At 32.6% G+C, this 15,400-nt stretch carries 12 protein-coding genes; 5 read left to right on the top strand and 7 right to left on the bottom strand.

Annotated elements, in window-relative coordinates:
- Positions 1–179 precede the first annotated feature (179 nt).
- Positions 180–929 (top strand): rhomboid family intramembrane serine protease, encoded by a 750-nt coding sequence (locus WA327_RS00370; protein ID WP_336065175.1) that lies wholly within the window; start codon positions 180–182, stop codon positions 927–929.
- Here the strand turns inward: WA327_RS00370 and rlmB are convergent.
- The 7 genes from rlmB to WA327_RS00335 all read right to left on the bottom strand — a co-directional run bounded on the left by rlmB (position 926) and on the right by WA327_RS00335 (position 11,713).
- Complete coding sequence (gene rlmB / locus WA327_RS00365) at positions 926–1,660, bottom strand: 23S rRNA (guanosine(2251)-2'-O)-methyltransferase RlmB (RefSeq protein ID WP_336065174.1); 735 nt, start codon at positions 1,658–1,660, stop codon at positions 926–928. The two genes, WA327_RS00370 and rlmB, sit on opposite strands and share 4 nt — an antisense overlap.
- Positions 1,661–1,708: 48 nt before the next feature.
- The gene (locus WA327_RS00360; RefSeq protein ID WP_336065173.1) at positions 1,709–3,544 is read right to left on the bottom strand and encodes a S8 family serine peptidase; all 1,836 of its coding nucleotides are present in this window, start codon (positions 3,542–3,544) and stop codon (positions 1,709–1,711) included.
- Between the two features lie 205 nt (positions 3,545–3,749).
- The gene (locus tag WA327_RS00355) at positions 3,750–4,556 is read right to left on the bottom strand and encodes a hypothetical protein (RefSeq protein WP_336065172.1); all 807 of its coding nucleotides are present in this window, start codon (positions 4,554–4,556) and stop codon (positions 3,750–3,752) included.
- A 4-nt stretch (positions 4,557–4,560) separates the two neighbouring features.
- Complete coding sequence (locus WA327_RS00350) at positions 4,561–5,430, bottom strand: Calx-beta domain-containing protein (RefSeq protein WP_336065171.1); 870 nt, start codon at positions 5,428–5,430, stop codon at positions 4,561–4,563.
- A 17-nt stretch (positions 5,431–5,447) separates the two neighbouring features.
- Complete coding sequence (locus WA327_RS00345; protein ID WP_336065170.1) at positions 5,448–6,881, bottom strand: RagB/SusD family nutrient uptake outer membrane protein; 1,434 nt, start codon at positions 6,879–6,881, stop codon at positions 5,448–5,450.
- A gap of 10 nt (positions 6,882–6,891) precedes the next feature.
- The gene (locus tag WA327_RS00340) at positions 6,892–9,951 is read right to left on the bottom strand and encodes a TonB-dependent receptor (RefSeq protein ID WP_336065168.1); all 3,060 of its coding nucleotides are present in this window, start codon (positions 9,949–9,951) and stop codon (positions 6,892–6,894) included.
- 118 nt (positions 9,952–10,069) lie between these two features.
- The gene (locus WA327_RS00335; protein ID WP_336065166.1) at positions 10,070–11,713 is read right to left on the bottom strand and encodes a hypothetical protein; all 1,644 of its coding nucleotides are present in this window, start codon (positions 11,711–11,713) and stop codon (positions 10,070–10,072) included.
- Positions 11,714–11,933: 220 nt separating this feature from the next.
- On the opposite strand from WA327_RS00335, the gene rpsL reads away from it, so the two are divergent.
- Genes rpsL through rpsJ form a run of 4 tightly spaced genes read left to right on the top strand, consistent with a single transcriptional unit; the run spans position 11,934 to position 15,257 of the window.
- A complete protein-coding gene (rpsL, locus tag WA327_RS00330; RefSeq protein ID WP_008269190.1) occupies positions 11,934–12,308 on the top strand; it encodes a 30S ribosomal protein S12 in 375 nt (124 codons plus the stop codon).
- Between the two features lie 22 nt (positions 12,309–12,330).
- Complete coding sequence (rpsG, locus tag WA327_RS00325; RefSeq protein WP_027880215.1) at positions 12,331–12,807, top strand: 30S ribosomal protein S7; 477 nt, start codon at positions 12,331–12,333, stop codon at positions 12,805–12,807.
- 6 nt (positions 12,808–12,813) lie between these two features.
- A complete protein-coding gene (gene fusA / locus WA327_RS00320) occupies positions 12,814–14,940 on the top strand; it encodes an elongation factor G (protein ID WP_336065163.1) in 2,127 nt (708 codons plus the stop codon).
- Positions 14,941–14,951: 11 nt separating this feature from the next.
- Positions 14,952–15,257, top strand: coding sequence for a 30S ribosomal protein S10 (rpsJ, locus tag WA327_RS00315; protein ID WP_010181931.1), 306 nt, complete (start codon positions 14,952–14,954; stop codon positions 15,255–15,257).
- Positions 15,258–15,400: the final 143 nt, after the last annotated feature.

The raw sequence follows: 15,400 nt of genomic DNA, 5'->3' as shown, positions 1-15,400 counted from the left end.
AAACAACTTATTAACTTTGTTATGGCGTGCCTTTTTTTGAGAAAAGTTCAAAAAAAGTCGGGCTTTCGCAAGTCGCAATCAAAGATGTGCTCCAACAATTGCTTAATCCCTCACGCACTTACTAGCTGACAATTTTACAACACTTCAAAGTTGGTTAACTATTTGCTATATTCACTATAATGAAACAAAAAGAACAATTTAAATACAGTCCAGAAGTATTACTTTATCCGTTAGGATTTGTAATGCTAATTTGGCTTATTTTTGCTATCGAAATTCGTTTTGGTTTCAGTTTAAATAAATTAGGTATTTATCCTCAAAAACTTTCAGGTTTAAAAGGTATTTTGTTTAGTCCTTTTATACATGGCGGGATTAGTCATTTGTACCATAACACAATACCGTTATTTATTCTTTCAGCAGCTTTATTCTATTTTTACAGACCGATAGCATTTAAAGTTTTAGGATACGGTATATTACTTTCGGGTTTTTTAACATGGTGTATTGGTCGTCCGTCATATCATATTGGCGCCAGCGGATTAATTTATGTTTTAGCTAGTTTTATCTTCTTTAAAGGTGTTTTTGCAAAACATTATAGGCTAGTAGCTTTATCTATGCTCGTTGTTTTTCTCTACGGAAGTATGGTTTGGGATGTGCTACCATTAAAGGAAGGTATTTCTTGGGAAGGACATCTATCTGGATTAATAACAGGTTTGTTTTTTGCTTTAATTTTTAGAAAGCAAATAGCAAAGCCAAAAAGATACGTTTGGGAACAGCCTAACTACAATGAAGAAGATGATGATTTTTTAAAGCACTTTGATGAAAACGGTAATTTTATTGAAACTAAAGAAGAAGACGTTGAAGTAGAAGAGGATCCTTCAGTTCAAAATTCAATAGAAATAAAATATACTTTTAAAGAAAATAAAAAGGATTAGCGTCTTTGTCTTACAGCTTCATACAAAAAGGCACCACAAGCAACAGAAACATTTAACGATTCTATTTCACCAAGTAAAGGTAATTTAGCTTTGTAATCTGCAACTTTGATGACAGAAGGATTAATACCTCTACCTTCAGATCCCATAATTATAGCACAAGCGTCTTTAAAGTCGACATCGTAAAGAGTATCATCTGTTTTTTCGGTAGCAGCAATAACTTTAACTCCAGATGCTTGTAAAAAGAAAACAGCATCTTTAATATGTGAAACACGACAAATAGGAACTTTAAATACAGCTCCAGCACTTGTTTTAATAGTATCTCCGTTAACAGGAGCAGATCCTTTAGATTGGATGATAATACCATTTACACCTGTACATTCTGCTGTTCTTATAATTGCGCCAAAATTACGTACATCACTTAATTGATCTAGAAGTAAATAGAGTGGAGTAGAAGTCTTTTCTAAAATTTTTTCATACAACTCTTCAATATCATAAAACTTTATAGGCGAAATTTGAGCAACTGCACCTTGATGATTGTTTTGTGTTAATCTATTTAGTTTTTCAACAGGAACGTAAGAGGCATTAATTCTGTTTTGATTAATTAAAGATTCTAGTTCTTTAAATAGTTCACCTTTTAATCCTTTTTGTAAAAAGACCTTGTCTATATCTTTACCCGCATTTATAGCTTCTATAATTGCTCTTAAACCAAATATCTGAGTAGTGTTTTGCATGGGGTAAAGGTATAAAAAAAGCTACTTAAAAAAAGTAGCTTTAATTTTTTATTCAATTATTATTCTTTTTGTGACTTCGTTATTTCCTTGAATAAACTTCAGTAAATAAACACCTCTTTCAAGATTAGAAGTATCTATTTGACCACTATTTAAACTTGATTGAATATCAATAGAAGAATTATAAACAGATCTTCCTAACATGTCAAACATTGTTATTTCAGTTTTAGCTGGTTTATTAAATTTATAGTTAATTTTATTCGTTGCCGGGTTAGGCCATACAACAAAGTCATTATTATTTACTTCTTCAACACTTAAAGAACTTGATAAATTTGATCCTGTAACTATAAGTGAGTAATTTTGTAGATTATCTGTAAGATTACCCTTGTGAGATATTACTACTGTATAAGAACCTGATTGTGGGGTATCTATGTTTATTCTTTCCACGTTGTCAACAATATTATCTCCCTTAACCGCTAGGCCTGCAACGTTACTAAGTTGTAATTTCCAAGGAAAATATGTAGTGTTAGAATCGTCAATTATTCTTATATCTAAATCGTTAACTAGTGCAGGTGTGCTACTATTTAACTGACCGTCTTGAGGAGTACCTGGAGGATCTGTCCAACATAAAGTTGCAATTAGCGGAGTTCCTGAGTCCACATTAATTTGAAATGAAAATATATCATTGTTGTTCAACACTAATTCTTGCACTATAGCTTGAGAATTACTTGACTTTTGAATTGTTTCTGCAGCTACTTTAGTATTAAGTAAGCCCCATCCAAATATGGGATCAGGACCAGGACTAGAACCATTATCATCTGCGGTATGACATACTAATCCTTTTAGGGTAGAAGCTCTCATGTAATTACCGTATAGTTGGTTGTAATATTGTTGTAAAAGTAAAAGTGAACCAGCAACGTTTGGAGAAGACATAGAAGTTCCTGTTAGACTGCCATAAGCAGAGGTGTTAGAGTCTAAGGTAGAAAGTACATTTGTGCCATCACCAGTGATATCAGGTTTAACCCTTCCATCATCAGATGGACCCTGACTACTACTAGTATTAATAAAAAGATTTAACATTTGACCACTACCATCTGGGTTTATAAGAGGATTATTTGCGTTTGCTACTACCAAATTATTTTTACTGTTTTTATTAGTAGTTAGTTTATCATAATTATTTGCTAATCCGCCACTATATGTATCAGAACCATTATTTCCAGCTGAAGCAACCATTAGATAATAAGGAGCATTGTATGCTACATTGTCCCATATAGCAGCATCTGTATTATAACAACCCATCATCCAAGTAGGAGCATTTTGAGTTCCATTAACACTAACCGGAACTCCGTAAGAGTGATTAGATATCAAAAGTCCGTTATTTGAAGCTTGATTTAGAGCTTCTGAATCATCAAAATCCCAATCGTATGATGTTAATGTTGCTTGAGGAGCCATACCTTTAGCATTAGAAACTATTCCTTTTGCTACAATTGTACCAGCTACATGAGTAGCATGGAAATTTTCAGAATTTGAAGGGGAATAATCAGGAGTGTTTACTCTTGAGTTAGGTATTACATTATCATCAGCAAATTCTTGGTGAGAAGATAGAGCAGAACCTTGATCCCAAATTGCTATATGCATATTTTGCCCTTCTAAATTTAATCCTAAAGCCCCACCATTATGAAGAAAGTTTGTTCTTGTTGCAATTGCTTCTGAGGCATTCTCTGTTGAAATATATACAGGTTTATTATCAATTATGTATTTTATTTTAAAAAAATTAGTTTCAGTTTTAAAACTTTTACTGATAGAGTTATTTATTTTAATAAACTCATTGATTTCTTGATTTATTTTTTTATTTCTTTTGTCTATTATCAACTTAAGATTAGTCAAAGATTTAACATCGTTTGATTGTATAATTTTATCTTTTTCAGAATCTGTTTGTGAAAAAAGGCTAAAGTTTACTAAAAAAATAATTGGTAATAATATTTTTTTCATTGTGTACTTTTTATTACAAATATAATTATTTATAACTATTAGATAAAAAAAAAGTCAGAGATTTAAATCTCTGACTTTTTTAAAATTTTATGAATTCTATTTAATTAGGACTCATTACAACCTGAGTAGTAAATGAAGTTGTAAATAATCCCTGCGTTAACGTTATATCAAATACTTGTGTGCAAGGAGAATAATTACCTGATCCACCTGTAGCCCATGCATCATTACCGATAAAATCAACAGTATAATCATCATTTAGAACAATAGTGCCTGAATAAAGGAACGCCCCACTGTAACTTGGATCACCCGTAGCCCAAGCAACAAAATCTGGTCCCCAACTTGATGTTACAGTCCATTGATTATCTGTGCCAGCTACAGGTACTAATGTAACAGAATGGCTTGGCGCTTGATCGTCAAAAGCAAACACATCTACGTCATAAGAAGTTGTATTTAAACCTTCAAAAGGACAAGATTTAAATAACTGAAGAGTAAATTGATTTGTATTACCAATTTTAGCTTCTGCGCTAGAAAGATTGAAAACAACCATTTTACCATTTGTAGAAGCATTGTTAAAATCACCTACTATTGAATATTGAGTAGCTATTTGACCTGAAGGTAAAACAAGATTATTAGTTACAATATCAAAATCTACACCTTCAATAGCAGTAGAATTGTCTTCGTCTATTGTAATAGAATAAGGAACATTTGTACTAGGTAGTGCAGTTGCATTGATATCTATATCAAATTGATTAAGCTCACCTTCTTCTACTTGAAGAATTCCTCCATCATCTAAAAAGAAAAGAGTGTTAGGAATACTATCTATATCTGTTTCAATTAAATCTCTATCACATGACGTAAGAGCCAAACTAATTGTTAAGAGATAAAATATACTTTTAAAATATTTCATTTTTTTAGTTTTTAGTTATTGTTTCTGTATATGATCTTAAAATACCACCACCTTGGATTAAATCCCAGTTAATAGTCATAGTTTCTGAGCAAGATTCATAAGTTCCTGTAGCTTGTATGCTGTAAGCAGGTTGTGGTGCTCCTACCCATGTAGTATTACATAAAGGTTGTGTAGCAATAGTTAATTCACCAGTAGTTGTATTAAAGTCAACTACTACAGGATAGCTATCTACAACAACTTCATCCCAATAGTTTGTGTTAGTTAACCACCCATAAGCTATTCCTTCCATTGTAAATGTCGAGCTTGAAACATCATAACTTGTAGTTATTTGACTATCGTTTGGTCCTTCGCTTCCTCCAGCGTTATCTGATCCAGACCAAGAAGCTGCTCCTAACTCTTCTAAAGTATAAGGACAGTCATCATCTACTATTGTAATTGTAATAGTTTTGTTGTTGTTGTCAGGTCCTGGATAACCTAAATAAACACCATTAGAATTTAAAGTGATTACTATTTCTTTATCTCCGTCAGATTCAGAATTGTCTATTGGCATTATGAATATAGAATCTGATAATTGATCTGGTGAAAAATTATAAGATGATTTGTTATCAACTATTGTATAATCTACTCCTTCTACAGCGTCTCCAGATATTGTAAAAGGTACTGAAATATTCATAGCACTACTTCTGCTAGCAGCATATAATGCCTCAACTTCGATAGGATTATTTACCAATTCGTTAACAGATAGTTGCTCATTAGTAAACGCAACAAATGTTTCTGAGTCAAAGTCTACGTTACTGTATTCCATATCTTTTTCGCTACATGAAAAAATGAATACTAATAAAGATAGACTTAATATAATTAAATTATTTTTCATTTTTTTAAAATTTTAGATTAATAACCAGGGTTTTGTTCTAATCCTGGATATACATTTATTTCAGATTGTGGAATTGGCATCTGAAATTTGTAATTACCAGCAGGTAATGTTAAGTAGTTTGCTGGAGCTGGAGTACCACTACCATCAAAGAAATCACCATCTGTTGCACTTCTAACAACAGGTTCATTCCATCTTTTTAAATCAAAAAATCTATGACCTTCAGCAAATAATTCTAACCTTCTTTCTAATTTAATAGCTTCTAATAATGCAGGACCAGTTTCTCCTCCACTAACAAATCCAGTATAACGATTACTTCTAACCATATCTAAAGCTTGTAATGCTTCAACCCACTCACTTCTATTAGCATGTGCTTCTGCTTTGTTTAAATAAACTTCTGCAGCTCTGATTATTTTAGCATCTACAACACCGTTGTTTTGACCTGGTTCACCAAACATTTTTGTTATAGTATTGTATAGGTTACCAGCTTGATCAGATTGAATTTGTGTGTAAGCTCCTGATGTCTTTCTTATATCGTCATTACCATATAAATTAAATAACTCATAAGACATAACATACTCAGGTACTACATTACCTGCATTAGATTGACTCCATTGAACACCTATGCTAACACCGTCTAAAATTCTATCTTGATTAATTTTAAATATTACTCCATCTTCACTTGAGTCTGTCCAAACACCAGGGAATGTTGATAGTGAAGCTATAGAAGCAGTTACTTCATTGGCAGCGTTAATAGCCTCTAAGTCATTACCATTGTATAAGTAAGCTCTAGATAAAAGTGCTCTTACAGTGTTTTTATTTATTCTACCACTACCGTTATCTGAGTTAACAAGTCCTTTCGCTTCTTCTAATTCATTGATAATGAAAGTGTAACACTCATCCACACTAGGTCTAGGTATTTGAACGGTTGGGTCAGTTGTTGTAATTATTGGCATACCTAATGATTGTGAAGCCCCAGAAGACTGTGTAGGTATCTCAGAAAAAACTCTTACTAAATCAAACATAGCTAAAGCTCTAGCCGCTTTTGCTTCTCCAATAATGTTTGTCTTGTCTGGACCATCAGGCAGATTATTAATATTCTCTAAAATTAAATTACTTCTATTAATAACTACATATGGAGGGTACATAAAATTCCAAGATAAATTTGGAGCATGCCTCCACTCAAAGAAAACTTGATTACTTAATCTACCTTGAGGAGATATTATAACATTACTTGTCATAATATCTGGTAAGCTTAAAAAAGAGCCCCCATAATAAGATCCGTTTAGGAACCCTGAATATACACCTCTCATAGCTGATTCAAAATCAGCTTGAGTTTGATAAAAAGTTTCAGGTGTTACCGAGTCATTAGGTAACTTTTCTAATTCATCTTCACACGAATTAAAAAGTAGTACACCAAAAACTAGTATTACTGTTTTAAATATATTTTTCATAATTTTTTTTTTAAAATGTTAATTCTACACCCATTTGAATTGATTGAACTTGAGGATAACTGTATAAATTGTAGTTACCAAAACCAACACCATTAGCTGTTTCTCCAGAACCAATACCTACTTCAGGATCTCCATTAAAATAAGGAGCATAAGTCCATAAATTTTGACCTTGTAAAAATAGTCTTAATCTTTCAATTTTCATTTTTTGTGTAAAACTAGTAGGTAGGTTATACCCTAATGTTAAGTTTCTTAATCTAACATAATCTCCTTTCTGTAACCATCTATCAGATGAATTTTGAGCTTCATTACCATATAATGGACTAGGTAATACATTCGTATCACCAGGGTTTCTCCAATAATTAAAAGCGTCTACTCTTTGGTTAGCATCAACTGATTGCCCATCACTTAACATATTTGATTCCATGAAGTTTTGTACGTAATTACCTACTTTGTAGTAGAAATCTGCAGCTAAGTCAAAACCTTTATAACTCATGAATAAGTTAACACCACCATCAAATTTAGCTAATGGTGATTTACCACTTAATACTTGTAAGTCATCAGCGTTATATTGATTAGTTATATTTCCATCTGCATCATACCAAAGAGGTTCTCCGTTTGCAGGGTTTACACCAGCCCAACGTACTAAGTTGTATGTGTAAATTTCTTCTCCAACACGTATAATGTTATCACCTACTATAATATCTTCTCCATCAGGAGATTCTTGTGTTGATACTAATTTAGTAACTTCATTATCTAAGAACGCAATGTTTCCTCCTAACGTAAGGTTAAAATCACCTGGATTATCTCCTCTAATAATATCGCCAGTAAGTTTGATTTCAAGCCCTTTATTAACCATTTCTCCTATGTTGCTAAATATTACACCATCAGGTTCACCGCCTAAGCTTGATAAAGGAGCATTTAATAATAAGTCAGATGTAGTTCTTTCATAATAATCAATTACACCACTTAATCTTCTGTTTAGTAAAGAGAATTCAACCCCTACATCAAATATAAAGTTTTTCTCAAATCCTAAATCAGCATTACCATTATCAGTAGGTATTGCTGTAGCTGCACCGTTTAAACTACCAAAGCCAAGAGTAGGTACAGCTCCATATGAAGCTAAACCATTACTGTTACCTGATGTACCTACAGATGCTCTTAATTTAAGATCATTGATTGTTGAGTTACCTGATAAAAAGTTTTCTTTTGATATGTTCCAAGCTAAACTACCAGAATAAAAAACTCCATATCTGTTATTTTGACCAAAAGTAGAAGATCCATCTCTTCTGATAGATGCAGTCGCTAAGTATTTACCATCATAGTCATAATCTAGAAAAGCACCATAAGCAAGTAAAGCTCTTTCAAAATAGTTTGTAGAAGCAGCAGTAGGTACTGTTGCTACAGCTTGAACACTTAAGAAATCATTACTAAATCCATTACTAGACAAACTATAATTTCTTAATGTTCTTTTGTTGAACTCAAAAAGACCAGTTAGCTTAACATTATGCTTCTCTGCAAATGTGTTAGAGTAAGAAAGTAAATTAGTAATAGTGTAATCTAACTCATTAGACCCATTATCTGTTTTTATACCAGGGTTTTGGGCGTCACCAACATAACCATCAAGAACAGAACCAGGAGCTATGAAATACTCTCTTCTATATGATGTGTTTGTAGCACCAATTCTGAATGTATTTGAAATATGGTCAGTAATATCAGCTTTAGCACTAAAACCTCCGATTAAAAATGTTGTATTTTGTATTTCTGGATTGTTTATTAATGCCTCAGTAATTGAAAATCCAGCTCTTGTCAAGTTAAATTGTCGTTCACCGTTTGCATCTAAAACAAAATTATTATCATCATCTAAGATATACTTAGTTTCGTATGGGTTGTAATCATACATAGCTCTGAAAGGGTTTTGAGCATTATTTCTATCTCTTGGCTCATCACTTTTAGTTGTTGTTACACTAAAGTTAGTTGAAATGTTAAGCCATTCTTTAGCTTGAAAGTTTAAGTTCATTCTACCATTAAGTCTTTCAAAACCGTTAACTTCTTGAATTATACCTGTGTTTCTGTCATGACCTAGTCCAAAAAAGTAAGAAGTCTTTTCAGTACCACCATCAACAGAGATTGAATTATTTTGGATATATGCTTTTCTAAGTAATTCATCCATCCAATCTGTGTTTCTGGCTATTAAGAAATTATATTCATCTTGATTTGTTATTTGAGCTCCAGGTAATGATTGCGCATTAGAAACGCCAAGAGAAGCCAATTCTCTTTCATATTGTATTTTTTGAGCTGCATCCATCATTTCAAAGTTATCTTTGATTCTCTGTCCATAACCTACTCTAGAAGATATCGTAACTCTTGCATCTCTATCCTTTTTACCACTTTTAGTTGTTATTACAATAACACCATTTGCAGCTCTAGAACCATAAAGAGATGCTGTTGCTGCATCTTTAAGGATAGACATAGATTCTATGTCATTTGGATTTATAGAGTTAAGATTAGGAGCAACAACTCCATCTATAACATAAAGAGGAGCACTTGATGCATTAATAGAACCTACACCACGAACTCTAACAAATGCAGTTTGACCTGGTTTACCATTTCCACCTACAACTTGTACACCAGGAGCATTACCTTGTAACATATTATCTACACTAGTTGTTGGAGACAATTTTTTAATATCGTCAGAAGACAATGTGGTTACAGCAGATGTAAGTTTATCTCTACTTTTACTGCCAAAACCAGTTATTACAACCTCATCAAGAGTGTTGTCTGGTACTAAAGAAATATTTATGCTATTACTAGCACCAACAGTAACTTCTTTAGTACTGTAACCAACATAACTAAATGTTAATACATCTCCAGCACTTGTGCTAATAGAGTAATTACCATCAAAATCTGTTGTTGTTCCATTTGACGTTCCTTTGACAGCTACGGTTGCCGATGGTAACGGCAAGCCATTTTCGTCAGAAACAACTCCTGAAACTGTTTTGTCTTGTGCAAAAGAAAGTTGCACAACAAACGCTAGGAATAGCGTTAAAATTCCACTAAACTTTGTTTTCATTTTATAATTTATTTGAATTAGTCTACGCCAAAAATCATAATAAAAACTTAATTAAACAATAATTATGGGTTAAAATTTTAAATTTTTTATAAATATTTCTCAAAATCTTAATATTCAATTAGAATATTGCGGATAATTTAAGGTGTATCTTCGAATTATTTATTTTAAATGGTAAATCTTCATTTTTGCCATTTGCATACACAAAACTTAATATACCAGATTTAGTTAATATCCCAAATCCAAACCCAAATCCGTATAGGTTTTGATCTTGATTTAGAACTTCATTTTTAAATGTTGCAAAATCGATGACACTTTTTATATATATACTAGGACTAAGGTTGTATCTGTATTCTGTGTTCAAAAGAAGATAATTTGAAGCAATTATACTGTTTTCTGAAAAGCCTCTTACTGTGTTTATCCCGCCAAACCTATAAAGTTCATTATCTAAATAAGTGCTTGAGGTTAGTATTTCGGTTTTCCCTCTTATGTAAAAGCTATTTCTTTGATTTAGGTTGAAGATATGATTTGCATCTAAACTTATTTTATTCTGCTTTGTTTTGCTTTCATTTTCTCTGGAACCAAATCCAAATTGTAAATCAATTTTCGTTTTTATTGGAAACAATACATTTGAAACTTGTCTTTTTAAATATTGGTAGCCAAAATTTGTAAAGCTTGAGTTATAGTTTTCAATTAATAAATTGTTTGAAGAAGAAAGGTTGGTGGATGTGTTAGCTTCAATACCGCCAAAAAATAAGTTTTCACTATTAAGTTGATATGTGATGTTTGCTTTCTGGGATGTGTTTGAAAATGTAGAGTCAACTCTAACTATTCTTAATGCTGTATTTAATCCTACTGGCGACTTGAATAAATAAGGAAGGTTTGCTTCTATATTGAAGTTGGTTTGATCTGACTCGTCACTTTTGTAATTAATAAGTAAGCTTTCACCGTAATTTAGATTATTGGTCAAGTTTATATCTAAGTATCCATTAAACTCGATCTTATTTGATTCTTCATTAGTTGTAAAGCCAATAAATCCATCAAAAGTATTGCTTTTTACTTTTTCAATATATAAATATAGTTGAGTAGAGTCTTTACTAAATAGAATTTCAGGTTCTTTACTTTGGTTGGCAAAACTAAGGTTATTTAAAGCTTTAGTTTTCTTCTTTATTTCTGTGATGTTAAAATCCTTATTAGTTTTAAGTTTTAAATAATGTTTTAAATAGGACTTGGGGAATTTATCATAGCCTTTAACTAATATTTTATTTAATAATCTTTTGTTGTTTTTATTGCTTATTACTAAATCTGCTTTTAAGCTATTTTTTTCTAGTTGCGAAATATTATTAAGGCTTATCGATAAAAACGGATAGCCTTCAGAGGATAATTTTTCTGTTAGGATTTCTAATGTTTTTTCTGTGTCTTTATATTTTATTGTAAGTGTGTCATTTGATATTTTTTCTTTTAAGCTTTTTTTTAAGTTTTCACTTAAAAGACTACCAATATATATATGAGTAGTTTCAATTTTATTTTTAAGATGAAATTTTGCAACGAATAGATTATTAGAAACAGAATCCAAGCCAATTAACCTTAAGTTGATATAACCGTCATTAATAAGTTTGATTTTGAGATTAGAGATTTCTTTTTCTATTGAAATAACATCAATATGATCTTTATTGTATTCAATATTATTAATAATCGAAGTTTCAATACTATCAACACCAATAATATTGAGTTGTTTGTCTTGTGAGTGATTTTTTGAAATCACAAGAAAAGTGATAATTAAGAAAATAACTTTTAAACGCAAATTATTAAGGTGTTTTGTTTGATGGGTAAAACTAACCTAAAAACTTAACCAATTATAACTGAATTTTATAAAAAAGTAAATTCTGTTGAAAATTAATGGTTTAAGATTTGAATTATTAATTTTAATTTCTACCTTTGCAGCCCTCTAAGAAGAGGTAACGAAAAAATTATATATAAATTATATGCCAACAATTTCACAATTAGTACGAAAAGGAAGAGCCAAAATAACTAAGAAGAGTAAATCGGCTGCTTTAGATTCGTGTCCTCAAAGACGTGGTGTATGTACTCGTGTTTATACAACAACACCTAAAAAACCTAACTCAGCAATGCGTAAGGTAGCAAGGGTTCGTTTAACAAACGGTAACGAGGTTAACGCATACATCGGTGGTGAAGGTCACAACTTACAAGAGCACTCGATAGTATTGGTTAGAGGTGGAAGGGTAAAAGATTTACCAGGAGTTAGATATCACATCGTTCGTGGTGCCTTAGACACAGCAGGTGTTGCAGGTAGAACACAACGTAGATCTAAGTATGGTGCAAAACGCCCTAAGAAGTAATTTAAAACTTTAAGAAGAAGACATGAGAAAAAGACAAGCGAAAAAAAGACCGCTTTTACCAGATCCGCGTTTTAACGATCAGTTAGTAACTAGATTCGTTAATATGATGATGTGGGACGGAAAAAAGTCTGTTGCTTTTAAGGTGTTTTATGATGCAATTGATATCGTAGACTCAAAAAAGACAGATGAAGAAAAAACAGCTTTAGAAATTTGGAAAGATGCCTTATCTAATGTTATGCCTCACGTAGAAGTACGTAGTCGTCGTGTTGGAGGAGCAACATTTCAAATTCCTAACCCGATACGTGCAGATCGTAAGGTTTCAACTGCTATGAAGTGGTTAATCAGCTACGCGCGTAAAAGAAATGAAAAATCTATGGCTTTAAAATTAGCTTCAGAGATTTTAGCAGCAGCTAAAGAAGAAGGAGCAGCAGTTAAGAAGCGTATAGATACTCACAAAATGGCAGAAGCTAACAAAGCATTCTCTCACTTTAGATTTTAATAAGAAATGGCAAGAGATTTAAAATATACAAGAAACATAGGAATTGCAGCTCATATTGATGCAGGTAAAACTACAACAACAGAGCGTATTCTTTATTATACAGGAGTTTCTCATAAAATAGGAGAGGTACATGATGGTGCTGCTACTATGGACTGGATGGAGCAAGAGCAAGAAAGAGGTATTACAATTACTTCAGCCGCTACAACTTGTACGTGGAAGTTTCCAATGGAAAATGCACAACCATTACCAGAAACTAAAGATTATCACTTTAACATTATTGATACTCCTGGTCACGTTGATTTTACAGTAGAAGTAAACCGTTCTTTACGTGTATTAGACGGTTTAGTATTCTTATTTAGTGCAGTTGATGGTGTTGAGCCACAATCTGAAACTAACTGGAGACTTGCTGATAACTATAAAGTGCCACGTATTGGATTTGTTAACAAAATGGACCGTCAAGGATCTAATTTCTTAGCGGTATGTCAACAAGTAAAAGATATGTTAAAGTCTAATGCAGTGCCAATCGTATTAAACATTGGTGATGAGGCAGACTTTAAAGGTATTATAGACTTAGTAAAAAACAGAGCTATCGTATGGCATGACGAAACTCAAGGGGCAACTTTTGATGTTATCAATATTCCAGAAGATATGAAAGAAGAAGCGCGTAAGTACCGTGCACTTTTAATTGAAGAGGTAGCTACTTACGATGAGAATTTATTAGAGAAATTCATGGAAGATGAGGATTCTATTACAGAAGAAGAAGTGCATGCTGCGCTTAGAGCTGCTGTAATGGATATGGCTATCATACCGATGGTATGTGGTTCTTCATTTAAAAATAAAGGTGTGCAGTTTTTATTAGATGCTGTATGTCGTTATTTACCTTCTCCGTTAGATAGAGATAATATTGTAGGAACAGATCCTAATACAGGAGATTCTGTTGTGCGTAAACCAGATGCTAAAGATCCATTTTCAGCTTTAGCGTTTAAGATTGCAACAGATCCGTTCGTAGGTCGTTTAGCATTCTTCCGTGCTTATTCTGGTCGTTTAGATGCAGGCTCTTATGTGTTAAACAATCGTTCAGGTAAAAAAGAACGTATCTCTCGTATTTACCAAATGCACTCTAATAAGCAAAATGCAATTGATTTTATCGAAGCAGGAGATATTGGAGCAGCAGTAGGTTTTAAAGATATCAAAACAGGAGATACCTTATCTGCAGAAAATGCGCCAATCGTTTTAGAATCTATGGAATTCCCAGATCCAGTAATCGGTATCGCGGTAGAGCCAAAGACTAAAGCAGATGTTGATAAATTAGGTATGGCTTTAGCTAAATTAGCCGAAGAAGACCCAACGTTTACAGCTAGAACTGATGAAGCTTCTGGTCAAACAATTATATCAGGAATGGGTGAGCTTCACTTAGATATTATTGTTGATCGTTTAAAGCGTGAATTTAAAGTTGAAGTTAGTCAAGGTCAACCTCAAGTAGAGTACAAAGAAGCAGTTACACAACGTGCAGAACACAGAGAAGTTTATAAAAAGCAATCAGGTGGACGTGGTAAATTCGCAGACATTGTATTTACTTTAGAGCCAGCTGAAGAAGGAAAAGATGGTTTAGAATTTGTCTCTGAAATAAAAGGAGGTAACGTACCAAAAGAATTCGTTCCTTCAGTAGAAAAAGGATTTAAAGAGGCTATGAAAAATGGTCCATTAGCAGGATACGAAGTAGACGCTATGAAAGTAACTTTAACAGATGGATCTTACCACGATGTGGATTCTGATCAGTTATCGTTCGAATTAGCTGCTAAATTAGGTTTCAAAGCTGCTGCAAAAGCTGCAAAAGCTGTAATAATGGAGCCAATAATGAAGTTAGAAGTTATCACTCCAGAAGAAAATATGGGTGATATCGTAGGAGACTTAAACCGTCGTCGTGGACAAGTAAGTGATATGGGTGATAGAGCTGGAGCTAAAACAGTAAAAGCAACTGTACCATTATCAGAAATGTTTGGATATGTAACAACGTTAAGAACATTGTCTTCAGGTCGTGCAACTTCTACAATGGAATTTTCTCATTATGCAGAAACACCATCTAACATTTCAGAAGAAGTAATTAAAGCTGCTAAAGGCGTTGAATCGTAAATCTTAAGAAAATGAGTCAAAAAATCAGAATAAAATTAAAGTCTTACGATCACAATTTAGTAGACAAGTCTGCTGAAAAGATTGTAAAAACAGTAAAAAGTACAGGTGCTGTAGTAACTGGACCAATTCCATTACCAACACACAAAAAGATTTTCACTGTATTACGTTCACCACACGTAAATAAGAAGTCAAGAGAACAATTTCAATTAAGCTCTTACAAGAGATTATTAGATATTTACTCTTCATCTTCTAAGACAATTGATGCTTTAATGAAGCTTGAATTGCCAAGCGGAGTTGAAGTTGAAATCAAAGTGTAAGTAAGATTAAAATTCGTTTAAGGAATTTAAACGAAACATGTCCGGAGCTGCGAGCGAAGGAAAAACGGTAAAAAATACAATTCAAGGCTGAAACGTATTTTTCAGCCTTGAGTTTTAATAAATAAATTAATAATTAAATAAAT

It is taken from the genome of Mesoflavibacter sp. CH_XMU1404-2, assembly GCF_037029465.1.
Lineage (GTDB): Bacteria > Bacteroidota > Bacteroidia > Flavobacteriales > Flavobacteriaceae > Mesoflavibacter.
Note: the sequence above shows the minus strand (reverse complement) of the source record. Positions and strands in the feature narration are given on the sequence as shown.

What these genes read in the sequence shown, in the direction of transcription:
- WA327_RS00340 (WP_336065168.1), bottom strand. Translation starts at nt 9,951, where the DNA reads ATGAAAACAAAGTTTAGTGGAATTTTAACGCTATTCCTAGCGTTTGTT.
- WA327_RS00345 (WP_336065170.1), bottom strand. Translation starts at nt 6,881, where the DNA reads ATGAAAAATATATTTAAAACAGTAATACTAGTTTTTGGTGTACTACTT.
- rpsJ (WP_010181931.1), top strand. Translation starts at nt 14,952, where the DNA reads ATGAGTCAAAAAATCAGAATAAAATTAAAGTCTTACGATCACAATTTA.
- WA327_RS00355 (WP_336065172.1), bottom strand. Translation starts at nt 4,556, where the DNA reads ATGAAATATTTTAAAAGTATATTTTATCTCTTAACAATTAGTTTGGCT.
- WA327_RS00350 (WP_336065171.1), bottom strand. Translation starts at nt 5,430, where the DNA reads ATGAAAAATAATTTAATTATATTAAGTCTATCTTTATTAGTATTCATT.
- fusA (WP_336065163.1), top strand. Translation starts at nt 12,814, where the DNA reads ATGGCAAGAGATTTAAAATATACAAGAAACATAGGAATTGCAGCTCAT.
- rpsG (WP_027880215.1), top strand. Translation starts at nt 12,331, where the DNA reads ATGAGAAAAAGACAAGCGAAAAAAAGACCGCTTTTACCAGATCCGCGT.
- rlmB (WP_336065174.1), bottom strand. Translation starts at nt 1,660, where the DNA reads ATGCAAAACACTACTCAGATATTTGGTTTAAGAGCAATTATAGAAGCT.
- rpsL (WP_008269190.1), top strand. Translation starts at nt 11,934, where the DNA reads ATGCCAACAATTTCACAATTAGTACGAAAAGGAAGAGCCAAAATAACT.
- WA327_RS00370 (WP_336065175.1), top strand. Translation starts at nt 180, where the DNA reads ATGAAACAAAAAGAACAATTTAAATACAGTCCAGAAGTATTACTTTAT.